Source organism: Nocardioides faecalis (assembly GCF_018388425.1).
Classification (GTDB): Bacteria; Actinomycetota; Actinomycetes; order Propionibacteriales; family Nocardioidaceae; genus Nocardioides; species Nocardioides faecalis.
In genome coordinates this window covers 3,773,734-3,800,131 of sequence record NZ_CP074406.1, presented here as the reverse complement: position 1 = coordinate 3,800,131, position 26,398 = coordinate 3,773,734, and the positions used below count along the sequence as shown (strand labels likewise).

General features: G+C 73.1%; 25 protein-coding genes. 17 read left to right on the top strand and 8 right to left on the bottom strand.

Annotated elements, in window-relative coordinates; translation table 11 throughout:
- The first annotated feature begins 3 nt into the window (after nucleotides 1–3).
- The 9 genes from KG111_RS17820 to KG111_RS17780 are packed head-to-tail and all read left to right on the top strand — an operon-like array spanning nucleotide 4 to nucleotide 8,801.
- The gene (locus KG111_RS17820; protein WP_205291290.1) at nucleotides 4–813 is read left to right on the top strand and encodes a creatininase family protein; all 810 of its coding nucleotides are present in this window, start codon (nucleotides 4–6) and stop codon (nucleotides 811–813) included.
- Nucleotides 810–2,306 carry a CocE/NonD family hydrolase gene (locus tag KG111_RS17815; RefSeq protein WP_205291291.1) on the top strand — a complete coding sequence of 499 codons (1,497 nt, stop codon included), beginning with the start codon at nucleotides 810–812 and terminating at the stop codon, nucleotides 2,304–2,306. The genes KG111_RS17820 and KG111_RS17815 overlap by 4 nt, the downstream gene beginning before the upstream one ends.
- The gene (locus KG111_RS17810; RefSeq protein ID WP_205291292.1) at nucleotides 2,303–3,532 is read left to right on the top strand and encodes an amidase; all 1,230 of its coding nucleotides are present in this window, start codon (nucleotides 2,303–2,305) and stop codon (nucleotides 3,530–3,532) included. Before KG111_RS17815 ends, KG111_RS17810 begins: the two co-directional genes overlap by 4 nt.
- Nucleotides 3,529–4,299: a cysteine hydrolase family protein gene (locus KG111_RS17805; protein ID WP_205291293.1), complete on the top strand. Its 771-nt coding sequence runs from the start codon at nucleotides 3,529–3,531 to the stop codon at nucleotides 4,297–4,299. Before KG111_RS17810 ends, KG111_RS17805 begins: the two co-directional genes overlap by 4 nt.
- Nucleotides 4,296–4,730: a cupin domain-containing protein gene (locus tag KG111_RS17800; protein ID WP_205291294.1), complete on the top strand. Its 435-nt coding sequence runs from the start codon at nucleotides 4,296–4,298 to the stop codon at nucleotides 4,728–4,730. The genes KG111_RS17805 and KG111_RS17800 overlap by 4 nt, the downstream gene beginning before the upstream one ends.
- Entirely contained in the window at nucleotides 4,727–5,389 is a 663-nt protein-coding gene (locus KG111_RS17795) for a pyridoxine/pyridoxamine 5'-phosphate oxidase (protein WP_205291295.1), read from the top strand. Before KG111_RS17800 ends, KG111_RS17795 begins: the two co-directional genes overlap by 4 nt.
- Nucleotides 5,390–5,449: 60 nt before the next feature.
- Nucleotides 5,450–6,403 carry a PDR/VanB family oxidoreductase gene (locus KG111_RS17790; RefSeq protein WP_205291296.1) on the top strand — a complete coding sequence of 318 codons (954 nt, stop codon included), beginning with the start codon at nucleotides 5,450–5,452 and terminating at the stop codon, nucleotides 6,401–6,403.
- A gap of 19 nt (nucleotides 6,404–6,422) precedes the next feature.
- Nucleotides 6,423–7,754, top strand: a complete 1,332-nt coding sequence (locus tag KG111_RS17785) for an FAD-binding oxidoreductase (protein ID WP_205291297.1) — start codon at nucleotides 6,423–6,425, stop codon at nucleotides 7,752–7,754.
- Nucleotides 7,755–7,766: 12 nt separating this feature from the next.
- A complete protein-coding gene (locus tag KG111_RS17780; RefSeq protein WP_205291298.1) occupies nucleotides 7,767–8,801 on the top strand; it encodes an aldo/keto reductase in 1,035 nt (344 codons plus the stop codon).
- A 62-nt stretch (nucleotides 8,802–8,863) separates the two neighbouring features.
- Here KG111_RS17780 and KG111_RS17775 read toward each other — a convergent pair whose 3' ends face one another.
- The gene (locus KG111_RS17775) at nucleotides 8,864–9,445 is read right to left on the bottom strand and encodes a dihydrofolate reductase family protein (protein WP_205291299.1); all 582 of its coding nucleotides are present in this window, start codon (nucleotides 9,443–9,445) and stop codon (nucleotides 8,864–8,866) included.
- Nucleotides 9,446–9,619: 174 nt separating this feature from the next.
- On the bottom strand, nucleotides 9,620–10,024 hold the full coding sequence (locus KG111_RS17770; RefSeq protein ID WP_205291300.1) for a VOC family protein: 405 nt from the start codon (nucleotides 10,022–10,024) through the stop codon (nucleotides 9,620–9,622).
- 77 nt (nucleotides 10,025–10,101) lie between these two features.
- On the opposite strand from KG111_RS17770, the gene KG111_RS17765 reads away from it, so the two are divergent.
- From KG111_RS17765 to KG111_RS17755, 3 genes are all read left to right on the top strand, one after another.
- Nucleotides 10,102–10,815: a TetR/AcrR family transcriptional regulator gene (locus KG111_RS17765; protein ID WP_205291301.1), complete on the top strand. Its 714-nt coding sequence runs from the start codon at nucleotides 10,102–10,104 to the stop codon at nucleotides 10,813–10,815.
- A gap of 229 nt (nucleotides 10,816–11,044) precedes the next feature.
- Complete coding sequence (locus KG111_RS17760) at nucleotides 11,045–12,199, top strand: SGNH/GDSL hydrolase family protein (protein ID WP_249666214.1); 1,155 nt, start codon at nucleotides 11,045–11,047, stop codon at nucleotides 12,197–12,199.
- Between the two features lie 143 nt (nucleotides 12,200–12,342).
- Entirely contained in the window at nucleotides 12,343–13,377 is a 1,035-nt protein-coding gene (locus tag KG111_RS17755) for a DUF2804 domain-containing protein (protein WP_205291303.1), read from the top strand.
- On the opposite strand, the gene KG111_RS17750 is transcribed toward KG111_RS17755, so the two are convergent.
- Entirely contained in the window at nucleotides 13,365–15,152 is a 1,788-nt protein-coding gene (locus tag KG111_RS17750) for a DUF5671 domain-containing protein (RefSeq protein WP_205291304.1), read from the bottom strand. The genes KG111_RS17755 and KG111_RS17750 overlap by 13 nt on opposite strands.
- A complete protein-coding gene (locus KG111_RS17745) occupies nucleotides 15,149–15,628 on the bottom strand; it encodes a hypothetical protein (protein WP_205291305.1) in 480 nt (159 codons plus the stop codon). The genes KG111_RS17750 and KG111_RS17745 overlap by 4 nt, the downstream gene beginning before the upstream one ends.
- A gap of 67 nt (nucleotides 15,629–15,695) precedes the next feature.
- Here KG111_RS17745 and KG111_RS17740 point away from each other — a divergent pair, with 67 nt between their 5' ends.
- From KG111_RS17740 to KG111_RS17730, 3 genes are all read left to right on the top strand, one after another.
- Nucleotides 15,696–16,568 carry an oxygenase MpaB family protein gene (locus KG111_RS17740; protein ID WP_205291306.1) on the top strand — a complete coding sequence of 291 codons (873 nt, stop codon included), beginning with the start codon at nucleotides 15,696–15,698 and terminating at the stop codon, nucleotides 16,566–16,568.
- Between the two features lie 167 nt (nucleotides 16,569–16,735).
- Nucleotides 16,736–18,112, top strand: a complete 1,377-nt coding sequence (locus KG111_RS17735) for a hemolysin family protein (RefSeq protein WP_213450014.1) — start codon at nucleotides 16,736–16,738, stop codon at nucleotides 18,110–18,112.
- Entirely contained in the window at nucleotides 18,109–19,125 is a 1,017-nt protein-coding gene (locus tag KG111_RS17730; protein ID WP_205291307.1) for a hemolysin family protein, read from the top strand. Before KG111_RS17735 ends, KG111_RS17730 begins: the two co-directional genes overlap by 4 nt.
- A 6-nt stretch (nucleotides 19,126–19,131) precedes the next feature.
- On the opposite strand, the gene KG111_RS17725 is transcribed toward KG111_RS17730, so the two are convergent.
- The 4 genes from KG111_RS17725 to KG111_RS17710 all read right to left on the bottom strand — a co-directional run bounded on the left by KG111_RS17725 (nucleotide 19,132) and on the right by KG111_RS17710 (nucleotide 23,853).
- The gene (locus KG111_RS17725) at nucleotides 19,132–19,602 is read right to left on the bottom strand and encodes a universal stress protein (RefSeq protein ID WP_205291308.1); all 471 of its coding nucleotides are present in this window, start codon (nucleotides 19,600–19,602) and stop codon (nucleotides 19,132–19,134) included.
- Nucleotide 19,603: 1 nt separating this feature from the next.
- On the bottom strand, nucleotides 19,604–21,073 hold the full coding sequence (locus tag KG111_RS17720; RefSeq protein ID WP_205291309.1) for an APC family permease: 1,470 nt from the start codon (nucleotides 21,071–21,073) through the stop codon (nucleotides 19,604–19,606).
- 148 nt (nucleotides 21,074–21,221) lie between these two features.
- On the bottom strand, nucleotides 21,222–21,896 hold the full coding sequence (locus KG111_RS17715) for a hypothetical protein (protein WP_205291310.1): 675 nt from the start codon (nucleotides 21,894–21,896) through the stop codon (nucleotides 21,222–21,224).
- Nucleotides 21,897–22,053: 157 nt separating this feature from the next.
- Nucleotides 22,054–23,853 carry an AMP-dependent synthetase/ligase gene (locus KG111_RS17710; RefSeq protein WP_205291311.1) on the bottom strand — a complete coding sequence of 600 codons (1,800 nt, stop codon included), beginning with the start codon at nucleotides 23,851–23,853 and terminating at the stop codon, nucleotides 22,054–22,056.
- 118 nt (nucleotides 23,854–23,971) lie between these two features.
- On the opposite strand from KG111_RS17710, the gene KG111_RS17705 reads away from it, so the two are divergent.
- Both KG111_RS17705 and KG111_RS17700 read left to right on the top strand, forming a co-directional pair.
- Nucleotides 23,972–24,601 (top strand): TetR/AcrR family transcriptional regulator, encoded by a 630-nt coding sequence (locus KG111_RS17705; RefSeq protein WP_205291312.1) that lies wholly within the window; start codon nucleotides 23,972–23,974, stop codon nucleotides 24,599–24,601.
- Nucleotides 24,602–24,887: 286 nt separating this feature from the next.
- Nucleotides 24,888–26,357 carry an MFS transporter gene (locus KG111_RS17700; protein WP_205291313.1) on the top strand — a complete coding sequence of 490 codons (1,470 nt, stop codon included), beginning with the start codon at nucleotides 24,888–24,890 and terminating at the stop codon, nucleotides 26,355–26,357.
- Nucleotides 26,358–26,398: the final 41 nt, after the last annotated feature.

Genomic DNA, 26,398 nt, shown 5'->3' with positions numbered 1-26,398 from the left:
GGCATGGAGAAGTCGATCCGGAAGGCCCGATTCCTCGCCGAGATGAGCGGCCCCGCTTGCGGAAGTGCCGCCGCGGAGGGGGATCCGCTCTTCCTGCAGCCCATCGGTGCCGTCGAGCACCATGGCGCCCACCTGCCCCTGGCCACGGACGCGCTGGTCGCGGACGCCGTCGCCGCCCGGCTGGTCACCGAGCGCCCCGACCTCGACGTCGTGGTGATGCCGACGTTGACCTACGGCACCTCCAACGAGCACGTCTGGGCGCCCGGCACCGTCAGCCTGAGCCCGGTCACCCTGCTCGCCGTGCTCGACGACGTCGCGGCCTCCGTACGACGCGCCGGCGGCCGGCGCTTCGCCTTCCTCAACGCCCACGGCGGCAACACCAACCTGCTGCGGGTCGCGATCCGCGAGATCCGGGTCAAGCACGACCTGATGACGTTCCTGGCGCACTGCGACCTGCCGCCGGACAACGGCGGCCCCGCCGGCGACCCCCGCGAGGAGGGGCTGGGCATCCACGGCGGTCTCGGCGAGACCTCGATGATGCTCCACCTCTTCCCCGAGCTCGTCGACCTCTCCCTGGCCGAGCGCCGCATCCCGTCGTGGATCAACGAGTACCGCGCGCTCGGCTTCGAGCAGGGCTCCGAGTACGCCTGGCTCTCCGAGGACATCACCGTCGACGGCGTCATCGGCGACCCCACCCTCGCCACCGCCGAGCACGGCCGAGCGCGCGTTGCGGAGTCGGTGCGCAACGTCGCCGCCGCCGTCGAGGAGATGCTCGTGTTCCGCTTCGGTACCGGCCCCGCGGTGCGGTCGTGACGCCGACGCTCACCACCGTCGGCGTGCCGATGGCGGACGGCACCACCCTGGCCACCGACGTGTGGCTGCCGCCGGCCGAGCAGTTCGGTGGCCCGCGCCCCACCCTGCTGCAGCGCCTGCCCTACGGGCGGGGGTCCGCCTCCGCGATGGTGCTGCCGGCACCGGCGGCCCTCGCCGCGCTCGGCTACGCCGTCGTCGTCCAGGACGTGCGCGGCACCGGCGACTCCGAGGGCGACTTCGTGCCCTTCCACGAGGCCGCCGACGGCGCCGCCACCGTCGAGTGGGCCGCCGCCCAGCCGTTCTCCGACGGCCGGGTCTGCCTCTACGGGTTCTCCTACCAGGGCTACAACCAGCTGCAGACCGCGGCGCTGCGCCCCGCGGGGCTGGTCGCGGTGGCGCCGATGATGGCGCCCACCTCGCCGTACGAGTTCGTGCACGAGGCCGGCGCCCGCAAGTGGGACTTCATGGTCCTGTGGGCCGCCCAGCTGACCCGCCTCGGTGGTGACCCGCAGCGTCGTGCCGGCGACCCGCACGCCGCCGAGGCCGCCGCCGCGATCGGCGCCGAGCCGCCGCAGTGGTACCGCCACTGGGTCGGCAACGACCAGCCCGCGGGGTACTGGGACTCCCTCACCGCGGACCTCGAGGCCATCGACGTACCGGCCTTCACCGTGCTCGGCTACGCCGACGTGTTCGCCTCCGGCACCTGGGCGCTGGCCGGGTGTCTCGACGCCACCGTCGTCTGCGGCCCCTGGGCGCACATGCCGTGGGGCAGCCGCATCGGCGACCTCGAGCTCGGCCCCGAGGCCGGGCCGGCGCCCGCCGTCGAGGGCTTCCTGGCCTTCCTCGACCACGTCTTCGGTGAGGGCCCCGCACCGGCGCGCAGCACCTGGTTCGAGGTCGGCGGCGGATGGCACACCAGCGCCCAGTGGCCCCCGCCCGCCGAGCCGCTCACCCTGCACGGGACGAGCGGCGCGAGCGGCGCCAACAGCCGGCACGGCAGCGGCGCCCTGGTGCCCGAGCCGCCTCAGGCCGCACACCCCGAGTGGTTCGTCGCCGACCCCACCGCACCGGTGCCGGGCGCCAGCGCCGCCTACCCCGACAACGCCGCGCTCGAGGACCGCCGCGACGTGCTGTGCTGGACCACCGGGCCGCAGGACGCCCCGCTGCGTCTGGCCGGCACGCCCGTCGTGAGCGTCGAGGTGAGCACCCCGGCCGCCAGCCTCGATGTGTTCGCCGCGCTGTGCGTGGTCGACGGCGGGGTCTCGCGCCAGGTCAGCGCCGGCGTACGACGTACGACGGGCGGTCGGGTCGAGGTCGGCCTCAGCCCCGTCGGCTGGCGCCTCGAGCCCGGCCAAGTGCTGCGGGTGGAGGTCTCGGCCTCCCGCTTCCCGCGCCACGACCTCAACCCCCAGGGCGCCGACGGGGTGCTGATCGCCCCCGTCACGCTCACGTCCCTCCAGGCCACCCTCCCCGTCGTGAGGCAGGAACCATGAGCCCCAACCCCGCGGACCTCGCCGGTCTCGCCGCCCGGCTGGGCGCGCTGACCACCACCCCCAGCGTGCTCGCCGCCCCGGAGCACGACGGGTCGCCCCACGCCGGCCCCCTGTCCGGCATCGACATCGTCGTCAAGGACCTGATCGACATCGCCGGGCTGCCCACCGGCGGCGGCAACCCCGACCGGTTGGCCGAGGCCACGCCCGCACCGAGGCACGCCGTGGCGGTGCAGCGGCTGCTGGACGCCGGCGCCCGCGTGATCGGCAAGTCCCACACCGACGAGCTGGCGTTCAGCCTGTCCGGCACCAACGTGCACTACGGCACCCCGCTGAACCCCCGCGCCGCCGACCGGGTGCCCGGCGGCTCCTCCAGCGGCTCGGTCTCCGCCGTCGCCGGCGGCCTGGTGCCGTTGGCGCTCGCCACCGACACCGGCGGCTCGATCCGGGTGCCGTCGTCGTACTGCGGCGTCTTCGGGCTGCGCCCCACCCATGGCCGGGTCCCGCTCGACGGCGTCTTGGAGTTCGCCCCCACCTTCGGCACCGTCGGGCTGATCGCGGCCGACGGTCCCCTGCTGCAGACCGGCGGCACCGCCCTGCTCGAGACCACGCCCCGGGCCGCCGACGTCACCACGCTGGTGCTCGCCGAGGACCTGCTCGCGCTCGCCGACCCCGCCGTCGCGGCGGCGGTGGCCTCGGCGACCCAGCCGCTGGCCGAGCGCCTCGGAGCGGACGTCGTCCGCGCCGACCTGACCCGGGGACGGGTGGGGGAGTGGTTCGAGACCTTCCGCAACCGCCAGATGGTCGAGGCCTGGCGCAGCCACGGCACGTGGATCACCGCCCGCGTCCCGCGCTTCGGCCCCGGCATCGAGCAGCGCTTCTGGACCGCGGCACGCACCGACCCCGCCCTCGGCGAGGTGGCTGACGCCGGCCGCGCGCTGGTGCGCGCCGAGATCGACGACCTGCTTCCGCCCGGCGGCGTGCTGGTCCTGCCCTCGGCCGCGACCGTGGCCCCGGAGCTGGACCTCACCGGCCCGGTCAAGGACGACCTGCGGCTCCGCACCATGCAGCTGACCTGCGTCGCCGGGCTGGGCGGGCTGCCCGCCGTCAGCCTCCCGCTCGCCGCCGTCGACGACCTGCCGGTCGGCGTCTGCCTCGTCGGCCGCCCCGGCGACGACGAGCTGCTGCTGGCCATCGCCGCCACCATCACCCCCGAGGAGCACCGATGAAGACACCCGGCACCGTGGGCGCCCACCCCGCCACGGCCTGGCGGATCGACGACGGCGTGGTCGACCTGCGCCGCGGCGCCGGCCGCGAACGAGAGGGCTGGGAGGTCAGCGCCGAGCCACAGTCCCTGGTCCTCGACCCCGCGCGCACCGCACTGGTCGTGGTGGACATGCAGAACGACTTCTGCCACCCCGACGGCTGGCTCGGCTCGATCGGCGTGGACGTCTCCGAGGCCCGGCGGCCCATCGAGCCGCTGCAGCGGCTGCTCGGCCCCTGGCGCGCCACCGGCGCACCGGTGATCTGGCTGAACTGGGGGACCCGGCCCGACCGGGCGAACCTGCCCTCCGGCGTCCTGCACGTCTACGACCCCGACGGCCACAGCACCGGCATCGGCGAGGAGCTCCCCGGCGCCGGCGCGGTGCTGCAGGCCGGCTCCTGGAACGCCGCGGTCGTCGACGAGCTCGAGGTCGCCGCCGGTGACATCAGCATCGACAAGCACCGGATGAGCGGCTTCTGGGACACCCCGCTCGACTCGGTGCTGCGCAACCTCGACGTCACCACGCTGCTGTTCGCCGGGGTCAACGCCGACCAGTGCGTGCTGGCCACCCTCATCGACGCCGCCTGCGCCGGCTACGACGTCGCGATGCTCACCGACTGCTCCGCCACGACCTCCCCGGACTTCTGCTGGGAGGCAACCGTCTACAACGTCAAGCAGTGCTTCGGCTTCGTCGCCGAGAGCACCGCCGTACTGGAAGGAATCACGGCATGAAGCCCTTCGAGACCATCGACCTCGACACGGTCCAGGCCCACCTGATCAGCGCCGGGGACACGGTGAAGCTGGCGCCGCTGGCCGGGCCCGAGAAGGGCATCGACCACTCGGTGTTCCTGGAGATCTGGGAGCCCGGCGGCGCCCAGCCGCCGAACTCGCACTCCGACGAGGTCGAGACCTTCCTCTTCCTGCGCGGCGAGGGCGTCGCCGAGGTGGACGGCGTCGAGGCCCCCGTGAAGTCCGGGCAGTTCCTGGTGCTCGCCCCGGGCACGGTGCACCGGATCAGCAACACCGGCGAGGGCCGCCTCTACGCCATCACGACGATGCTGCCCGACGGCGGCTTCCACAAGCTCGTCACCGACGGGCAGAGCACCACCATCGACGCCGCGGACCTCGACGTCCTGGCGTCCGTCTTCGGAAGCCAGGCATGAGCACCGCGGCGTTCCACCCCGAGATCGACCCGGCGATGAAGTTCCCGTCCACCCCCGAGGGGGTGCCCCCGCTCGACGCCGACGGCGCGCCGGGCAACCCGTTGAACCTGATGCGGCAGTGGATCTCCTACGTCCTCGACATCGGCGCGGTGGAGCCGCTCTACGTCACGCTGGCCACGGCCTCCAAGGACGGCGCGCCCTCCAGCCGCACCGTGCACCTGCTCGACGTCGAGGACGACGCGGTGCGGTTCACCACCAACTTCGGGTCCCGCAAGGGCGTGGAGATGACCGAGACCGGCCGCGCAGCCGTCTCCCTCTACTGGCGCGAGACCGCCCAGTCGATCAACTTCACCGGGGATGTGGTCGTCGCCTCCGACGAGGAGTCCGACGCGCGCTTCGCCGAGGAGCACCGCAAGACCCAGGCCTCGCGGGTCGTCTCCTTCCACGGCCTCGACCTGCGCGACCCGCAGGCGCAGGTCCGCGAGTTCGAGGAGCTCGTCGCCGCGCCGGAGCCCATCGCCCGCCCCGACTACTGGAAGTACTTCCGCATCGTCCCCGACGCGGTGACCTTCTGGGAGGGCCACCCCGAGTCGCTGAACCGCCGCATCCACTACACGCGGACCGACGGCACCTGGCGGCACGGCTGGATCCAGGCCTGAGCCGGCCCCTTCCGACCTCGCTCCGCCTGACGGAGCACGACACCCCCTCAGGAGAGCACCATGCGCACTGGAACCGAACGCGCCCTCGTCGTCCTGGACCGCCAGGAGGCGGCCGAGGACATCGTGCGGATCACCTTCGGTGACCCCGACGGTGGACCGCTGCCGTCCTGGCGCCCCGGGGCCCACGTCTCGCTGCTGCTCCCCGACGACGTGGAGCGTCAGTACTCGCTGTGCGGCGACGACCTGGGACCCAGCACCTGGACCATCGCGGTGCTGCGCGACGAGGCGGGGCGCGGGGGGTCGCGCTGGGTGCACGAGAACCTGCACCCGGGCGCGGTCGTCGAGGCCCGGGGCCCGCTCAACCACTTCGTGCTCGGCAAGGCCGAGCGCTACGAGATGATCGCCGGCGGCATCGGGATCACCCCGCTGCTGCCGATGATCGCGGAGGTCGAGGCCAAGGGCCGGCAGTGGCGGCTCTCGTACGCCGGACGGTCCCGCTCGACCATGGCCTTCGTCGACGAGCTGTGCGAGCGCTACCCCGGCCACATCGAGGTGTACGCCGCCGACGAGGGCCGCCGGCTCGACCTGCCGGGGCTGCTCGGGACCCCGCAACCGGGCACCCAGGTGTACGCCTGCGGCCCCGGCCGACTGATCGACGAGGCCGAGGAGCTGGTCTCCGCCTGGCCCGGCACTGAGCTGCACACCGAGCGGTTCGCACCCCGCGAGCTCTCGGCGCCGGTGCGCGACGAGGCGTTCGACGTCGAGCTCATCTACTCCGGCCAGACGATCACCGTGCAGCCGCACCAGAGCGTCCTCGAGGCCGCCGAGGCGGCCGGCGCGATGGTGGTGGCCTCGTGCCGAGAAGGCACCTGCGGCACCTGCGACACCCCGGTGGTGATGGGGGAGGTCGACCACCGCGACTCGGTGCTCCGTCCCGCCGAGCGCGCCCAGGGCGACCGGATGATGATCTGCGTCTCCCGCGCCGCCTGCTCCCTGTTGTCCCTCGAGCTCTGAGCCGCGAAAGGCCTCCGACATGACCCGACCCGACCTCACCGGCCTCCACGCCGAGCTGATCGAGCTCCTCGGCGAGCGGGGCGTCAGCACCGACCTCGGCACCCGGCAGCGCGCCTCCGTCGACGGCTGCCCGATGTCACCGATCCTCTCCGCCCAGCTGCCCCTCGGCCTCGCCGACCTGGTCGCCTACCCGAGCAGCGCCGAGGAGATCGGCCAGGTCGTCGCCGCGGCGTACCGCCACGACGTACCTGTCACCCCGCGCGGCAAGGGCACCGCCAACTACGGCCAGGGCCTGCCGCTGCACGACGGCCTGGTCCTCGACACCACCCGCGCCCGGCGCGTGCTCGAGGTCGGGGACGGCTGGATCACCGCCGAGGCCGGCGCCGTGATCGCGATGATGGAGGCCGCGGCGCGCCAGAGCGGGCAGGAGCTGCTGATGTACCCCTCCACCGCGCAGTCCACGATCGCCGGATTCCTCTCCGGTGGCTCCGGCGGCACCGGCTCCATCGAGCATGGCACGATCTCCAGCAGCGACTTCGTGCAGGCCCTCGACGTGGTCGAGATGACCGGCAGCCCCGAGCTGGTGCACATCACCGGCGACGACATCCAGACCTACCTGCACACCTACGGCACCGTCGGGATCATCGCCAAGGTCACCGTCAAGCTCGAGCCGCTGCGCGACTGGCGGTGCTTCTACGCCAGCTTCGAGGAGTTCCAGCCCGCCCTCGACCTGATCCGGGTCTTCGGCGACATGGAGCCCTCGCCGCGGCTGATGTCGGCCGACCGGCCGCTGATGGTCAACGCTCTCCCCCTGCACCCCGGCCTGCCGCGCGACCGGGTGAGCCTGCGGGGCATCGTGCGTGCCGACGAGGTCGCCCGGGCCAGCCGCCTGGTCGAGGAGGTCGGCGGCCGCGTGGACGCGGTCATCGACGACGCCCAGGAGATGATCCGGATGTCGATGATGTCGTACAACCACACCATCGAGTGGACCCAGAAGGCCTACCCCGACACCTACTTCCACGTCGAGCTCGTGGGGCAGGCGCTGATCGACCGGGTCGACGAGGTCGAGGCCGTCTACCCCGGCGGCGTGCTGCACATCGAGGCCCAGAAGGACCGCCCGCTCGGCCTGCTGGTCGGCGAGTTCGAGTCCGCGGAGGCCGTCTACGCCGGCTACGAGAAGTACGCCGAGATGGGCGTCTTCGTGCACAGCCCGCACCAGTGGACGGTCGACAACAACCCCGGCCGGGCCATGGCCCGCGCCGCGCGCTCGGACCCCAAGGGCCTGCTCAACCCCGGCAAGCTCGTCGAGGGCGCCGTCGTCAACCAGGTCATGACGACCGACAACAGCTGAGGAGGAACGCCCATGCAGATCCTCAACTCGTACGCGACGCCGTACCACCCGGTCGCCGAGCGGTACGACGCCATGGAGTACCGCAGCCTCGGCCGCTCCGGGCTCAAGATGCCCGCCCTGTCGCTGGGTTTCTGGCACAACTTCGGCGACGACAAGCCGCTGCAGGTCCAGCGCGACATCATGCGCACCGCCTTCGACCACGGCATCACCCACTGGGACCTGGCCAACAACTACGGACCCCCCGCCGGCAGTGCGGAGTCGAACGTCGGCCTGATCTTCGCCCAGGACTTCAAGCACCTGCGCGACGAGCTGCTGATCACCTCCAAGGCGGGCTTCGCGCTGCGCCCGGGCCCGTACGGCGCCTGGGGCTCGAAGAAGTACCTGGTGCACTCGCTCGACCAGACGCTGCTCAAGCTGGGCATCGACTACGTCGACATCTACTACCACCACCTCGACGACCCCGACACCCCGATCGAGGAGACCGCCGAGGCCCTCGCGCTGGCGGTGACCAGCGGCAAGGCGCTCTACGTCGGGGTCTCCAACTACCCCGCCGAACGGCTCCGCGAGATGGCCGCGGCGCTGGCGCAGTGGCGGATCCCGCTGCGTGCCTACCAGGGGCCCTACAGCATGTTCGACCGGGAGATCGAGGAGTCGGTGCTGCCCACCGCCGCCGACCTCGGCGTCGGGACCATCGCCTACTCCCCGCTCCAGCAGGGCCTGCTCACCGACCGCTACCTCGACGGCACCGTGCCCGCGGACTCCCGTGCCGCGCGCGGCAAGTTCCTGCACGAGAAGGCGCTCAGCTCGGCCTACTACGAGCGGGCCACCGCCCTGCAGGGCATCGCCGAGCGGCGCGGCCAGACGCTCGCCCAGCTCGCGCTGACCTGGGTGCTGCGCGACCCCGCCGTCTCCAGCGCCATCATCGGCGCCTCCTCGGTGGAGCAGCTGCGCTCGAACCTCGCCGCGCTCGCCGCCGACCTCAGCGACGACGAGGTCGCCGCGATCGAGCCGTACGCCGTGCACGGCACCGGGGCGCGTACCTGGTGAATCGGCGGACCATCACGGGTGATTCGGCGGTGCGGTAGGGGTGATTCGGCGGTGGGGGTTGGTCAGGGCGCGGGGGAGCGGCGCACGTCGTAGGCGAGGTGCACGACGCCGCAGCCGAAGCGGTGCTCGGTGACCAGGTCCAGTCCCAGCCGCAGGTCGGGTGGCAGCCAGCGGGTGCCGGCGCCGATGACCACCGGGTGGGCGTAGTACTCGACCGCGTCCACGATGCCGGCCCGCAGCGCGTGCGCGGCCAGGGTCGGGCCGCCGAGGGAGACGTCACCGTCGGTTGCGTCGACGTACGCACGGACTGCCGCCGGGTCGAAGGAGCGCTCCAGCCGGGTGTGCTGGGTGGGCACCGAGGTCAGCGTCGTGGAGAAGACGGTCTTGGCCCGTTCGCGCCACACCGCGCCGTACGCGCGCTCCACCTCGGTCACGTCCTCATCGGCCGGGTCGGCGCCGTAGGTCTCCCAGACCCCCATCACCTCGAACAGCCGCCGGCCGTAGAGCTCGGCGACCACCTGCTGGTCGCGCTCGTTGACGTAGGCGTGCACCTCCTCATCGGGTGCGGCCCAGGAGAAGTCGCCGGAGGCGTCCGCGACGAACCCGTCCAGCGACCCGATGGCTGTGTAGACCAGACGTCCCATCCTCGATCCTTCCTGCTGTCCGACCCTGATGGCCTGTTCGACCATGTTGTCGGGACTGACCGGTGCGCCGGCGCGGAATCAGCGGTCGGGGCGACCCGCATCCGGTGCGGTGTCGGCCTCCCACAGCTGCTCGGCCAGCCGGGCGGCCAGCCGGGCGGCCAGCCGGCGCCCAGGTCAGGGGAGGACGTCGGACGGTGGCGGCGCGACCCACTGCACCAGCTGCCACACCAGGCCGTTGGGGTCGGCGAACTGGCAGTAGCGCTCACCCCACGGCTCGCTCTCCGGCGGCGTCACCACGCTCGCCCCGGCCGCGGCGATGCGGGCGAACTCGGCGTCCAGGTCCTCGACCTCCAGGGCGAGCAGCATCCCCTGCCCCGCGGGACCGGCGATGTGGGCGGGCTTGAACGTGCCCAGGCCGACGCGCAGGAAGACCACGTTCCAGGCGATGTCGGGGTGGCGCAGCGAGACGAAGCCGTCGGCGGACATCTCGGCGGCGAAGCCGAAGTGGTCGCACGCGAACGCGGCGGCGGCCTCGACGTCGGGGACGTTGAGGGAGAGGGCGGTGGCGGTGACGTGCATGGCGACTCCTCCTGGATAGGGCGTACAGCGTACAACGTATTGGGTTGTGAAATGATTCCCTCCGGGAGGAGGGCCCGATGCCACGCTCACTGATCGACATGCTCTGGCGCGACCACCCGGCAGCCCCCACCCGGGGGAGTCGCGGCCCGCAGGCACGGCACAGCACCGGCGACGTCGTACGCGTCGCCCTCGCGCTCGCCGACGCCGACGGCCTCGGTGCGATCACCGCCCGCAGCCTCGCCTCGGCGCTCGACGTCTCGACCATGTCGGTCTACACGTACGTGAACAGCCGCGACGACCTGCTCGTCCTGATGGTCGACCAGGCGCACGCCGAGATGGAGCGCACCGACTGGGGCCGGCTCGGCTGGCAGCAGCGGGTACGGCGCCTCGCCGAGCAGAACCTCGCGCTGCACACCCAGCGGCCCTGGCTGCTCGACATCGACGACGAGCGCAGCGCCCTCGGCCCCGGCACCATCGCCAAGTACGACCACGAGCTCGCCGCGCTCGCCCCACTCGACCTCGACGACGTCACCCGCGACGCCGCCCTCGGCTTCGTCCTCGACTTCGCCCGGGCCAGTGCCCGCGCCCGGCGCCCCGGCCCCCGCGCCGGCGAGCTCGCCGAGAACTGGCCGGAGTGGAGCGCCCGGCTGCAGATGTACCTCGGTGACACCCACCCCCTCGCCCGCCGCGTCGGCGCCGCCGCCGGCGCCGCGCTCAACGGCCCCACCAGCACCACCCACGCCTGGGACTTCGGCCTCGAGCGGGTCCTCGCCGCGCTCGCCGACCTGTGAGCAGGGCGCTTGTAACTACGAGTTATGGCCTCTATCAGGGTGGTAGACCACCCGGGTAGAGGCCACAACGCCCGGGTAGATGGCCGACCAGCCCGCCCGACCAGCCCGCCCGACCAGCCCGCCCGACCAGCCCGCCCGACTAGCCCGCCCGACCACTCCACCCAGCGACGCCGACCAGCCCACCCCAACAGGCGCGGCCCGGGTTGCGCGGTCGGACACACTGGCGTCCGTGGACGAGCCGAGCGAGCTGCGCGGGTCCGAGCTGGAGGGCCTGCTGCGCGGGCAGGTCGAGGTCGAGCGGACCGAGCGCGGCCTGCGTCCGCACCGGGTGCCCGCCTGGGCGCGGACCCGCTGCCCCGACCCGCAGCTGCTCGCCGTCGAGGTGCACCCGGCGGGCGTGCGGCTGGCGTTCCGCAGCGCCGCCACGTGGGTCGAGCTGGACGTGGTCGCGCTGAAGCGGGCGTACGTCGGCCTCGACCACCGCTCGGACGGCCGCTACGAGCTCGAGGTCGACGGCACCGTCGTGGCGACCGAGATCGTGCCGGACGGCGACACCGTCGAGATCGACCTCGCCACCGGCACCCAGGACCTGCGCCGCGGCCCCGTCGGCACGCTGCGGTTCACCGACCTGCCGGCGGGCGAGAAGGAGATGCGGCTCTGGCTGCCGCACAACGAGGCCACCGAGCTGGTCGCGCTGCGTGCGGACGCCCCGATCGAGCGGGCCGGGGCGGAGGGACGTCGTACGTGGCTGCACCACGGCAGCTCGCTGAGCCAGGGCTCCGACGCGACGCGGCCCACCGCCACCTGGCCGGTGCTGGCGGCCCGGAAGGCCGGTGTGGAGCTGACCAACCTCGGTCTCGGCGGCAGCGCGCTGCTGGACCCGTTCGTCGCCCGGACCATGCGCGACCTGCCCACCCCGGACCTGATCAGCGTGAAGATGGGCATCAACCTGGTCAACGCTGACCTCATGCGGCGTCGCGCCTTCGGTTCGGCGGTGCACGGCTTCCTCGACACGATCCGCGACGGCCACCCCGACACCCCGCTGGTCCTGATCACCCCGCTGCACTGCCCGATCCACGAGCACACCCCCGGGCCGTCCGCGTTCGACTCCGAGGCGCTGGCCGCCGGTGAGCTGCGGATGATCGCGACCGGCGACCCGGAGCAGGTCCTCGCCGGCAAGCTCACGCTGAGCGTGATCCGCGAGGAGCTCGCGGTCGTCGCCGCGCGCCGGCAGGACCCGCACCTGCGGCTGCTCGACGGCCTCGACCTGTACGGCGCCGCCGACCACGACGCGCACCCGATGCCCGACCGGCTGCACCTGGACGAGGCCGGCCACGCGCTCGTCGGGCAGCGCTTCGCCGACCGGGTGCTCGCGAGCCTCTGACGTCGTACGACGCGAAGGCCCGACTCGGCGGACGGAAAATCACGACTCGGCGCACCGGAACTCACGACTCGGGGGACGGGAACTCGCGAGTCGGGAGACGGAAACTCACGACTCGGGGTGGGGAGGACCCCTAGCCTGCAGCCATGCACGCAGGGGAGCAGGCGGGGGAGCAGGCGGGGGAGCGGGAGATCACGACCCAGGTGTCGCTGACCAGGCCGGACGGCCGGTTGGATCCCGCGGCGGTGGGGTGGACGCGCCGGCCGCTGCACGACACCTCCGGCATCGGGCGCGGCCGGTACGGCCGGGGCCGCAACAAGCGCTGGGAGTACTGGGCGCTCACCACGCCCACCCACGTCGTGGCGCTCACCGTCTCCGACATCGACTACGCCGCGGTGCTCGAGGTCTTCGTGCTCGACCGCACCACCGGGACCTCGTTCGGCCACGACGCGATCGGCCTGCTCGGCCGAGGCGCGGAGCTGCCGCCCACCCTGGGCGCCGGGGCGGTGCGGGCGCGCACCAAGAGCTTTCGCATCGACATCGACGAGGTGGCCGACGGCACCCGGCTGCAGTGCATCTCGCCACGCCTGGAGCTCGACGTCGTCGCCCACCGGCCCGCCGGGCACGAGTGCCTCGGGGTGGTGGTGCCGTGGAGCGAGCGCCTGTTCCAGTACACGGTCAAGGACGTCGGCCGCCCCGCGACCGGGTACCTCGTCGTCGACGGCGCCCCGGTCGCCGTGCCCGACGGCGCGTCGTGGGCGACCCTCGACCACGGCCGCGGCCGGTGGCCGCACGCGATCGAGTGGAACTGGGGCGCCGGTGCCGGCCGCACCCAGGGCCGCACGCTCGGCCTGCAGGTCGGCGGCCGGTGGACCGACGGCACCGGGACGACGGAGAACGCGATCGTCGTCGACGGCCGGCTCAGCAAGATCGCCGCCGAGCTCACCTGGGACTACGACAGCAGCGACTGGCTCGCGCCCTGGCAGGTGTACGGCGACGGGGTCCGGCTGAGGTTCACCCCCGTGCACCTGCGCACCGCCGGCACCGACCTGAAGCTGATCTCTTCGCGCACCCACCAGGCCTTCGGCACGTGGTCGGGCGAGGTCCGCGACGCCGCGGGCACGTGGGTGCCGGTCGCGGACCTCTACGGGTGGGCCGAGGAGGTCCGTCAGCGCTGGTGAGGCTCAGCCCCGACCGTTGACGGAGCCCGACCGGTGACGGGCGGACGCCGGTCGAGCCCGACGGCGCGGAGCTCGCCGTCCTCGGCCAGCAGCAGGACCTCGGGGACCTCCGCCCCGGCGGCGGCCGCGTGCAGGTCCTCGACCGACCACGAGCCGGACAGCCCGCCATCCTCGGCGGCGGGCGTCCCGGCAGCAGTCTCGGTGCGGCTCCACGCCCAGACCTCCCCGCCGGTGCGGCCGGCCAGGTCGCGGGCCAGCGCGGCGTCGCCCACCCCCAGCAGCAGCACGAACCGCGGCCCGGACGCCGCCGCCGTGGGTCGGGTGCGGGTCAGCTCGGCGCTGCGGGAGCGCTCGCCGAGGTACACCGACCAGTGGTAGGCGGCCAGCCCGACCGCGGTGACCAGGATGCCGAGCGGCCAGCGCAGCCGGCGCAGCAGGGCCAGCGCGGAGGTGCCGTCGAGCAGCGCGTCCACCAGCACCCACGCGCCGGCGAGCAGCGCCCCCACGGCGACCAGGGTGGCGAGGCCGAGCAACCCGAACAGGTACAGCCGCCGGGTCGGCGAGGTCAGCTCCGGACCGGCGAGCGTCACGTCCTCCGCGCGGGCCGCGCGCTGTCCCCGGCGCCAGAACCGCCACCACGACGGCCCGCCGACGGCGAGCAGGGTGAGCGCGGCCAGCAGCGTGTTGATCGGCCCCGAGCCCGCCAGCACGTCCGGGTCGGCGATCGCCTCCGCCAGCGCCACCACCACGATCGTGAACCCGGTGGCCGCGGCACCCAGGCCGATGCCGGCCAGCAGGTAGTCACGGACGCGGTCCACCTCGGTGCGCTCGGTCGGGGTCGTCGTACCGAGGACCTGCTGGTGGTAGGCGAGCGAGACCAGGCCCACCACGGCGACGGCCAGGGGAGCGGGGATCGAGTCGAAGTGCCGTGCGGCGTCGCTGCTCGCCGGGTCGCCGAGCACCCACACCAGCACCCGGTAGAGCGCGATGCTGCCGCCCGCCACCGCGAGCAGCAGCCCCAGCCCGGCGCCGGCCAGCAGCACGTGGCACAGCCACAGCACGCCGCGCCGGGTCCGCCACGCGCCCCAGACCCAGTACCGCAGCCACACCGCCGTGCCGAGCGCCAGCGTGAGCGCGCTGGCGCGGGCCGGGTCGCTGGAGCCCGCGAGCGGCGGCTCGTCCAGCCCCAGCCAGATCCGCAGGGCCGCCGCGAGCAGCAGCCCCAGGCCGAGCAGGCCGACGCCGAGCCCGAACAGCGATCCGCCGACCAGGTGCAGCTGCGCCGCGGTCGGGTCGGCGAGGTGGCGGCACAGGCGCCAGTGCACGGCCCAGACCGCGGCCCACACCACCGCTGTCGCCGTGGCGTACGGCGCCGCCGGCCCCAGTCCGCACAGCCAGGCCAGGGCGGGCCGTGCGGCGGCGACGGTGACGACCAGCGCCCCCAGCGCCATCACCACCTGGTACGTCGACCACGCCGCCGCGCGCCGCTCACGCTCGTGGGCGGCCAGCGTGCTCCGCGACCACAGCCCCAGGCCGGCCAGCAGCGGCAGCCCGACCGCCGTGAATGCGACGTCGGATGCCAGCGTGGACCGCGACACCGCCGAGGAGCCGTCCAGCACCATCGTCAGCACGGAGCCGGCGAGCCCGGCCACCCCGGTGGCGGCGACCACGACGAGCAGCGCCAGCAGCAGGTACTGGAAGATCTGCCGCACCACGGGGCCCTCGTCGTGCGTGGGCCGGTCGGCCTCGCGCAGGGCCGTGTTCCGCCCGCTCACCGCCGCGTCCCGCTCGCGGTCCCACGCGCGATCCCGGGTTCGGTCCCGGACTCCGCCTCGCAGTAGTACATCGGCCACGGCGTGCCGGTGAACAGCCAGTGATCGTCGTCGCGACGCAGCTGGAAGACGTGCTGCTCGGTCCACGTGGTCGACAACAGCCCGCCTCCGCGGGAGACGATGCTGACCTCGACCCGGGCGGAGTCGCCGGTCGTCCGCACGTCGCGCAGCGTGACGCGGACGTCCTCGACGTAGGCGTTCTCGAGGTCGGTGACCGAGCACTCGCCGCCGGATGCCAGGTAGACGGCGGCGGCCTCGGGGTCGTCGTCGAGCACCGCGTCGAGGTAGCGCTGCACGCCTTCCTCCGGCGAGCCTGCCGGCGGCTCGGCCCGGCCTGGGGAGGTCAGCACCGTGACCAGGGCGGCGATCACCACGGCACCCACCACCACCGGCAACCACCACGTGGGCACACGAGTCATGCGCCGTACGGTAGCGGCGCCCGCGCGCACCCGGGCGGCGCTTCCGTCCCGGGGCACACTGGCAGACATGACCGAGCGAGGGGTCGAGCGACGGCCGGGCTGGGGCGCGCAGCTGCGCGAGCGGCTGGGCCAGGCCCTGTTCCTGCGCGTCGCCGGGCCTGAGGGCCCCGCGCACGCGGCGCGGATCCACGGCACGCCCGGGCCGCGGTGGTTCCCCGCGGACAGCCCGATCGCCCGGGTGCACGGCGACGCCTCCATGTTCGTCGGCGGCATCCGCGCGCTGCTGCTGCAGAGCATGCACCCGGCCGCGATGCGGGCGGTCTCGGAGCACTCCGGCTTCCGCGGGGACATGTGGGGCCGGCTGCACCGCACCAGCCGGTTCCTGGCGGTCACCACCTTCGGCACCGCCGAGCATGCCCAGCAGGCCGTGGACGCGGTGCGGGCGATCCACGAGCGGGTCACGGGCACGATGCCGGACGGGACGCCGTACGCCGCCGGCGACCCGCACCTGCTCGCCTGGGTGCACGTCGCGGAGATCGACAGCTTCCTGCTGGCCCACCAGACGTACGGCGCACGCCCCCTCGACGCCGCCGAGCAGGACACCTACGTGGCGCAGGCCGCCGAGGTGGCCCGCCGCCTCGGCGTCCTCGACCCGCCCACCACCGTCACCGAGCTGCGCGAGGTGCTGGCCGGCTACCGCGACGAGCTGCGGGCGACACCGGAGGCGCGCGAGGCGGTGCGCTACGTGCTGCTCAAGCCGCCGCTGCCGCTCGCGGCACGGGCGCCGTACGCGGTGCTGGCCGGCGCCGCGATCGGCCTGATGCCCGCCTGGACCCGCCCCGGCCTGCGGTTGCCGTGGCTGCCGGTCACGGAGCGGACCGTGGTGCGCGCCGCCGGCTCCGCCGCAGTCGGCACCATCAGGTGGGCGATGTCACGCTGAGCGGCCCGAGTCCGTCCACGCGCGCGGGAACCGACGGGCAGGGCTGCGTCGTTGTACGACGCGAGCCCGGGCACCGGTCCCGGCCCGAGCCGCAGGAGAAGCACCGCACCGATGGACGACGACGACTCCCCCGGTCAACCTGAGCCGAACCGGGAGGGTGCCGCCTGATGTGGGTCGTCTCCCTCCTGGTGGGCCTGCTGGTGGTCCTGGCCATCACCGCGGTCACCGGTTACTTCGTGGCGCAGGAGTTCGCCTACATGGCGGTCGACCGCTCGCGCCTCAAGGCCAGGGCCGCCGCCGGCGACGCCGGCGCGCGGCGGGCGCTGGCGGTCACCCGGCGCACCTCCTTCATGCTGTCCGGCGCGCAGCTGGGCATCACCGTCACCGCGCTGCTCGTCGGCTACGTCGCCGAGCCGCTGATCGGTGAGGCGCTGGGCGAGGGGCTCGGTGGGGTCGGCGTGCCCACCGGCGTCGGCATCGCCGTCGGCACGCTGCTGGCGCTGCTGTTGTCGACCTTCGTGCAGATGATCTTCGGCGAGCTCTTCCCCAAGAACCTCGCGATCGCGCGCCCCGAGCCCGTCGCGGTCGGCCTGGCGTCCTCCACCACCGCCTACCTGACGGTCTTCGGCTGGTTGATCCGGATCTTCGACCGCGCCTCGAACCTGCTGCTCAAGGCCGTCGGCATGGAGCCGGTGCACGACGTCGAGCACTCCGCCACCCGCCAGGACCTCAGCCACATCGTGGCCGCCTCGCGGGAGTCCGGCAGCCTGCCGGCTGAGCTGTCCGTGCTGCTGGACCGGATGCTCGACTTCCCCGACCAGGACGTGGAGCACGCGATGATCCCGCGCTCGCGGGTCGACGTGGTGCACCCGGCGCTGCCGCTGCGCGCGGTGCGGGAGCTGATGAGCACCGGCCACTCCCGCTACCCGGTGCTCGGCGCCGAGGACGAGCTGCTCGGCGTCGTGCACCTGCAGGACGTGCTCGCCCGCCCCGCCGACGACCCCGGCCACGCCGCGGACGTGCTCCGCCCGGCGCTGCTGGTGCCGACCAGCATGTCGCTGCCCGCGGCACTGGAGACGCTGACCGCCGCCCAGGCGCAGCTGGCCTGCGTGCTCGACGAGTACGGCGGCCTGGCCGGCGTGCTGACCATGGAGGACCTCGCGGAGGAGCTGGTCGGCGAGATCACCGACGAGCACGACGAGGCCGGCCCCGACCTCGTCCGCGACCTCCACGACGACGTCACCGACAGCTGGACGCTGCGCGGCGACGCCCCGCTGGACGAGGTCGCCCGCACCATCGGCCACCCGCTGCCCGCGACCGAGGCCGAGACCCTCGCCGGCCTGGTCATCGAGCTGTACGGCGACCTGCCCGGGCCCGGAGCCAGCGTCGTCGCGGTGCTGCCGATCGACCCGGCGCTGCTGGTCGACGACATCGATGTCGAGCCGCGGCGCCTCGAGCTGCAGGTGCTCGACGTGGAGCGGCACGTGCCGTCCTCCGTGCGTGCCGTGCTCCCGCCCGCCGTGAGCCAGGAGGCGCCGCGATGAGTGAGAACCCGTTGTTCGTCATCACCGTGACCGCCGCGCTGATCGTGCTCAGCGCGCTGTTCGTTGCGGCCGAGTTCGCCGTCCTGGCCGCTCGTCGGCATCGGATCGAGGAGAAGGCGCCGACCAGTCGCTCGGCCCGGGCCGCGCTGCGCTCCTTCAACGAGCTCACCGTGCTGCTCGCCGGCTGCCAGCTCGGCATCACCGCCTGCGCCCTGGCGCTGGGTGCGATCACCAAGCCCGCCGTGCACCATGTGCTGACCCCCGCCTTCGAGGACTGGGGCGTGCCGCTGTGGCTCGCGGACGGCGCCGGGTTCGTGCTCGCGCTGGTCTTCGTCACCTTCCTGCACCTCGTGGTGGGGGAGATGGCCCCGAAGTCGTGGGCCATCGCGCACCCGGAGACGGCGGCGACGGTGCTGGCACTGCCGATGCGTGCGTTCATGTGGGTGACCCGCCCGGTGCTGACGATGCTCAACACCATCGCCAACGCGTGCCTGCGCCGCGTCGGCGTGGAGCCGCAGGACAGCATGGCCACCAGCCAGACCGCCTCGGACCTGCGCGAGCTGGTCGCACACTCCGCCGACGTCGGGGCGTTGGAGTCGGGCTTCTCCTCCCAGATCACCGACGCTCTCGACCTCGCCGAGCTCTCGTTGGGCGACCTGGTGGAAACCGGCCGGGAGCTGGTCACCGTGCCGCTGTCCGCCGACGCCGCGGCCGTGCAGGAGATCGCCCACACCTCGGGTCACCTGCGGATCCTGATCGAGGACGCCGGGACCGTCACCGGGGTGGTGCACGTCCGCGACACCCTCACCGCCGCCGGGTCCCCGACGCCGGGGCTGGCGGAGCTGATGCGGCCCGTGCTGCAGCTCGACGCCTCCGTGCCGGTCTACGAGGCGATCACCACCATGCGCGAGACCCGCAACCACCTGGTGCTGGTCCGCACGGACGCCGGTCCCGGGGTGCTGACCCTGACCGACCTGCTGGCCCGGCTCTTCGGGCAGGTCGAGGCGGCCTGACGCGGGCTACTTCTTGAGGTGGGCGGGCTTGCGCGGCTTGGGCCGTACGACGAGCACGGGGCACGGCGCGTAGTTCTGCACTCGCTGCGCGGTGCTGCCGATGAGGACGGACTCGCTCAGCCCGCGGCCGCCGGCAGCCACGACCACCAGGCCGGCGTCGAGCTGCTTGGCGGCCTTGATGATCTCGTTGGCCGGCGAGCCGCTGCGGATGCGCCGGTGCAGGGCCGGCCCCCAGCCGTCGAACTCCTCAGCCACCTTCCGCACCGCGGCCTCGGCCTCGGCGCGGAAGGAGTGCTCGGGGCCGGTGACCTTGGCGCTGGAGCCGGAGATCTCGTCGGCGAACGCGACCGAGGACAGCGGCCGGATCACCGCGAGCACCGAGACGTCGCTGATCCGGTGCGGGTCGGCGAAGCTCTTGAACGTCCGCGCCGCCTGCAGCGACTGGCGCGACCCGTCGGTCGCCACGATCACGTGCATCTCAGGGCTCCTCCGTCGGCTGGGGCTGCTCGGCCGGTGGTTCGGCCGACTGGTTCGAGGGCTGGTCCGAGGCCTCGGTCGCCGGGCCGGCGGCCCCGCTCCGGCGGCTGCGGATGACCTGCTCGACGAGGAACAGCACGCCGCCGACGGCCAACAGTCCCGCGCACCAGATCACCGAGGTCGGGTCGTCCACGACGACGTACACCAGCAGCATCACGTTGCCCAGCAGGCCGACGTAGAGCAACGGGCGCGGTGCGGTGAAGGTCTGCTCGCTCTCGTCCTGGCCGGTGAGCTTCAGCGCGGCCAGGATCACCAGGAAGTAGATGAACAGCAGCAGCACCACCGTGACGGTCGCCAGCCGGGCGATCAGGTCGATGCCGCCGCCGGCCTCGACCACCAGGGTGCCGATGACCAGCAGGGTGGCCACCACGAGCGCGGAGAAGATCAACCCGACCCACGGGCTGCGCCGGCTCGGGTGCAGCTTGGCGAAGACGCCGGGCACGACGTCCTCGCGGGCCATCCCGTAGAGGATCCGCGGCTGGGTGACCACCGCGACCAGCGTGGTGTTGGTGATCGCGATGCAGGCGATCACGGCGAACAGCGTGGTCATGAACCCCAGCGGGATCGGGATGATGTCGGCCTTGACCACCTCCAGCAGCGCCGCGTCGGAGCCGGCGAGGTCCTTGGCGCCGACCACCAGCGAGGCGGTCATCGCGACCAGCACGTAGATGAACCCGGCCGCGATCATGCCGCCGATCAACGCGCGGGGGAAGTTGCGCTGCGGGTCGATCGTCTCCTCCGCCACGTTCGCGACGTTCTCGAAGCCGGTCATCGCGAAGAACGCCAGCGCCACGCCCCCGACGATCGCGAAGATCGGGGTCGTGGAGGTCTCGAACTCCACCAGCCGGGAGAAGTCCGCGTCGCCCTGGGCGACGTACCAGATGCCGATGACGGTGACGATGATCAGGCCGGAGATCTCCACCAGGGTCATCAGCATGTTGATCACCACCGACTCGGTGATCCCGATGAAGTTGATGATCGACAGCATCAGCAGGAACAACAGCGCCACGAGCAGCCCGGGCGGCACGTCCCACAGCTCGAGGAAGTAGTTGGCGAACCCCACGGCCAGGGAGCCGGCGGCGGCGAAGCTGGCGGAGAGGAACGAGACGGTGACCAGGAAGGCCAGCGGCCGGTTGCCGAACGCCTTGTAGAGGTAGAGCGCGGCGCCGGCGGCCTTGGGGTACTTGGTGGCCAGCTCGGCGTAGGCCAGGCCGGTGATCGCGGCGACCGAGACGCCGACGGCGAAGGCGATCCAGAACGCCCCGCCGACCTCGCCGGCCACCGTCCCGATGAGCACGTAGATGCCTGAGCCCAGCACGTCGCCGAGCACGTAGAAGAACAGCAGCCGGCCGGTGATGCTGCGGTTCAGCTCGACGTCCCCGTCGGCACGATCGGTCGTGGCGTCACTCATCGGGCCTCCGGGGTTCGTGGGATCTGCTCCCGGGAGGTTCCCCATCCTCAGGTTTCCATAAGGTGCGCGTCGCGGCGCGTGTGCTCAGCCGCACCTGGTCGCCCCCTGGTCGCCCCCTGGTCGCCCCCTGGTCGCCCGGACCGGAGGGTCAGGCCTCGGCGGTGACCCGCTCGGCGAGCCGGACCGCGGCGTGGCGCACGAGCGGCGCCTCCTCGGGGTCGCGGACGGCCTCGTGCGGCACCGCGCCGCCGAGCAGCCCGGCCGGCTGAGTGAGCCAGGCCCACACCCGCCAGGGGTCCATCCGCGCGCTCAGCAGCGGCTCGAGCAACGGGCCCAGCTCGGGTCGCAGCTCGCCGTCGTCGGTGAGCTGGAAGGCGGGGATCAAGGTGGCGCCGTCGTGCGGAACCAGCAGCAGGCCGCCGCGCTGGGCGGCCTTGTGCACCGCGAACCGGGTCGCGTTCTCGCTGGCGCCACGGATCGCGGCGAGCCCGGCGTAGTCGAGGCAGGGCTGGGTCAGCAGCGCGGCGCGCACCTGCGCCTGCCGGCGCAGCTGCACCAGCGCCAGCGGCACCGCGTGCTGCGGGTCCTCGCCCTCGGCGTGCAGCAGGTGGTCCAGGGCGGCCAGCTGCTCGGCGCTCATCGGCTGGCCGGTGGCCGGGTCGCGCCACCGTACGACGCCCGCGGCGTCGCGCTCGAAGGTCGGCAGCCCGGCCTCACCGAGGTGCTCGGCCAGGCCGAGGCCCTCCAGCCAGGCGGCGAGCGCCTCGCCGCGTGCCTGCGACTCGGGGTCGTCGACGGAGGCGGCGGCGGCGTGCTCGTGCATGGCTCCAGCCTGCCACCCGGGTGCCGCGGTCGCGCGCCCGGATCCCCGGGCCGATCGCCGGGAGTGGCCGGCACCGGCCTGCTCCCTCCTCAGGCCGGTGCCGGGGTACGACGGTGCCCGGCGCGCGGCAGGACCGCCGCGGCGCCGGGCACGGTGCTCACTTGCGGTAGAGCTCCTCGATCGCTTCGGCGTACTTGTCCGCGATCGGGCGGCGCTTCAGCTTCATCGTGGGGGTGAGCTCGCCGCCGCCGGGCTCCCAGACGTCGGCGAGCACCTTGAACTTCTTGACCTGCTCGACCCGGGCCAGCTTGGCGTTGGCCTGGGCGATGCCGGCCTCCAGCAGCTTCTGCACGCTGGGATCCGCGGCCAGCGCCGCGACCGAGCCGTCGGGCAGACCGTGGGCGGCGGCGTAGGCGGCGCAGGCGTCGGGGTCGAGAGTGAGCAGCGCGCTGACGTACGGCTTGTCGTCGCCGATCGCGACCGCGGTGAGGACCAGCGGGCAGGCGACCTTGATCGCGCCCTCGATGTTGGACGGCGACATGTTCTTGCCGGCCGCGTTGATGATGATCTCCTTCTTGCGGTCCACGATCTTGACGTAGCCCTCGGCGTCGATCGTGGCGATGTCGCCGGTGTGCAGCCAGCCGTCGGCGTCGATCGCCTCGGCGGTCTTCTCCGGCTCGTCGCGGTAGCCCTTCATGACCAGCGGGCCGCGGACCAGCAGCTCGCCGTCGGCGGCCCGCTTGATCTCGGTGCCGCCGGGCAGCACGGTGCCCACGGTGCCGAGCTTGACCTTGCCCGGCGGGTTCACGGTGACCGCACCGCTGGTCTCCGACATGCCCCACATCTCGCAGACCTCGAGGCCGAGGCCCATGATGAAGGCGAGCGCGTCCGGCGAGATCGGTGCGGCGCCGGTGACCGCGATCCGCATCCGGTCGAGGCCGACCTTGGCGCGGACCTTGCTCAGCACCAGCTTGTCGGCCACCACGTGCTGGACCCGCAGCAGCGGTGAGACGGGCTGGCCGGTGGTCCGCGCCTGGGCGACCTTGCCGCCGGTGGCCACCGCCCACTGGGCGAGCTTCGCCTTGAGACCGGTCTCCGCGGCGAGGGTGTTCTCCAGCCCGGCCTTGACCTTGTACCAGATCGCCGGGACCGCGATGTGCACCGTGGGCCGCACCGCCGGCAGCGCGGTGATCAGCGCCTTCGGGTTGTCCACGGTGACGATCTCGATGCCGCGGATCAGGCTGTTGTAGTGGCAGGCGCCGCGGTTGGCGATGTGCGCGTCGGGCAGGTAGGAGATGATCACGTCCTCCGGCCCGGTCGCGAGGTAGGCGTCGAGGGCCGAGAACTCCGCGATCACGTTCGCGTGGGTGCTCTCCACGCCCTTCGGCGGGCCGGTGGTGCCGGAGGTGTAGATGATCGTGGCCAGGTCGCTCGGCTCGACGGCGCGCCAGCTGGCCTCGAAGTCGAAGTCGGGGTCCGGGGTGGCGGCGAGCTCGGCCAGGGTGAGGGTGCCGCTGCGGTCGACGTCCGCGACGGCGGCCGGGTCGGTGGGCTCCAGGCACACGATGTGCTTGACCTGGCCGGTGGTGTCGGCGGTGCGGATCTTGTCCAGGTACTCCGGCTCGCAGATGACCACGGTGTTCTCCGCGTTGGAGAACACGTAGGTGACCTGGTCGGCGGCCAGGGTGTTGTAGACCGAGAACGGGATCGCGCCCAGGTGCAGGACCGCGGTGTCGACGAGGTGGAACTCGGGACGGTTGCCCATCATCAGCGCGACGGTGTCCCCGCGTCGTACGCCGAGGCCGGACAGGCCCGTGGCCAGCGCCTGGACCTGCTCGGCGTACTCGCGCCAGGTGAGGGCCAACCGTCCGGCGTGGTCGCGCAGCGCGACCTTGTCCGGGTGGGCGACACAGGTGCGGGCGAAGGCCTCGCACAGGGTCCGGGGGGTGGCGGTCACGGGAACTCCTCGGGGTCGGGGCTGGAGCGGGGCGCCGGGTTGCGGGTCCGAGAGACGCGGCGGTCATCACCTTATGCGACTATTCCGGTGTAATCCGTCGCACATGTCAAGATGGCACATGCCCAAGCCCGGACCGTCGCTCGCGCGCCTGCTGGAGGTGATCGGCGAGCGGCGGGACCCCCCGACGCCGGCGTCGCAGACGGATGAGCGGATCCTCGACGCCTGCGTGCAGGTGCTCGGCGAGCTCGGTCCCGAGGTCGCCACGATGGACGACGTGGCCCGCGCCTCCGGGATCAACCGCGCCACCCTCTTCCGCCGTTTCGGCGGCAAGGACGCGCTGTTCCAGGCCGCGCTCGCGCGCGAGCTCTACGCGCTGCTGGACCGCCTCGCCGAGGTGTTCCTCACCGTCACCGACCCCACCGAGCAGGTCGTCGAGGGCTTCACGGAGGCGATGAAGCTCGCCACCGAGCACGTCATCTTCCGCGACCCGGCCAGCCGCGCGGTGCTGGTCCGCTGGCTCTCCGAGGACCCGACCCTGCTGCGTCGTACGCACGCCCAGGTGACCACGGTGCTGGCCCGCGGTCCCGGCGCCGACCCCGCTCAGCTGGCCGACGTCTTCCTGCACGTCACCCTCGGCTACCTCGCCGCGCCCAGCGTCGTGTTCGACCTGCGCGACGAGGCGCAGGTCCGCGGCCTGGCCCGCACCCTGCTCGCTCCACTGCTCTCCGCCCCGCCCGTAACGCTCTGACCTCCGCCTCCCAAGCGGATTTGTCGCAATTCCGGGAAACCTCGACGAATTCGCTTGGGAAGCGGACCCGGCCGTAGCCCTCAGGCTGGACGCAGCCAGCGCCGCACAGGCCGACCGAGGTGGCGGACGTCACCGTCGTGGGAACCGTCGTACGACGGGCCCCGGCGGTAGGCTCCGGCACCTGCCCTCGCCGTCGCGAAGGGGTGGTCGGTGCGCCTCGGTGCCGCCGGTCCGAGGCTCGAAACCTCCAGCGTCCCAGTTCGACAGGAGACCTGGAGGTTCCTGCATGTCCGCACCCGCATCCCACGTCACGCCGCCCACGGGGCTCGAGCAACCCGACCCGCGCCGGTGGTGGGCGCTCGCCGTCCTCGGCCTGACCAACCTGGTCGTCGTCCTGGACTCCACGATCGTCGCGATCGCCCTGCCCGCCGCACAGGCCGACCTGGGCATGGCCGACAGCCAGCGGCAGTGGGTGATCACGGCCTACGCCCTGGCCTTCGGGGCGCTGCTGCTGCTCGGTGGCCGGATCGCCGACTACTGGGGCCGCAAGCGCACCTTCATGGTCGGCATGGTCGGCTTCGGCGCCGCCTCGGTGTGGGGCGGCCTGGCACAGTCCGGCGGCGAGCTGATCGCCGCCCGCGCCGTGCAGGGCGCCTTCGCCGCGATGCTCGCCCCCGCCGCGCTGGCGATGCTGACCGTGCTCTTCGCTCGCGGCAAGGAGCGCGACATCGCGTTCGCGGTCTTCGGCATCATCGCAGGCACCGGTGCTGCCTTCGGCCTGCTGCTCGGTGGGATCCTCACCCAGTACGCCGACTGGCGCTGGTGCCTGCTGGTCAACATCTTCTTCGTCGCGATCGGTCTGCTCGGCGGCTGGAAGCTCCTCGTCGAGGCTCGTGCCGAGGGCCGCAACCGCTACGACATCTTCGGCACCGTCACCGTCACCTTGGCACTGGCCTCGCTGGTCTACGGCTTCGCCCGTGCCGAGCACGGCTGGGGCGAGACCGACACGATCGGCTTCCTGGCCGCCGGTGTGGTGCTCCTGGCCGTCTTCGTCCTCTCCCAGACCAGGATCGGCAACCCGCTGCTGCCGCTGCGGGTCGTCCTCCACCCGGTCCGGGCCGCCGCCTTCAGCATCCAGGCCGTCGTGGGCGCCGTGATGATGGGCGCGATGCTCTACCTGACGTTCCACTTCCAGATCGTCTTGGGGATGAGCCCGGTGATGGCCGGCGTCGCCAACATCGCGATGACCGCGGTGATCATGGCGACCGCGCCGGTCTCCACCAAGATGCTCGCCGGCCTCGGCCCGCGCGTGGTCCTCGTGCTCGGCCCGGTCCTCGGCGCCTCCGGCATGTTCTACCTCAGCCGGATCACCCCGGACGGCAGCTACTGGAGCCAGATCCTGCCCGGGCTGGTGCTGCTCGGCCTCGGCCTGTCGCTCATCTTCGTGCCGATGCAGAACCTGGCCCTGGCCGGCGTCGACCCGCACGACGCCGGCGTCGCCTCCGCCCTGGCCAGCGCCTCGCTCAACATCGGCGGCTCCATCGGCATCGCGATCTTCACCGCGCTGTACGCCGGTCGCCTCGAGGACTCGCTCGCCGAGGGCGCGGACATGATGACCGCGTTCACCGACGGCTACAGCATCACCTTCGTCGCCGCCGGCGTCATCCTGTTGATCGGCGCCGTCATCTGCGGTGTCCTGATCCGCGGCTCACGCGAGGACCTCGCCCCCGCCAGCGACATGGTCGTCATGCACTGACACCACGCCCGCGCTCCGGCGAACGGACCCGGGCGTCGGGG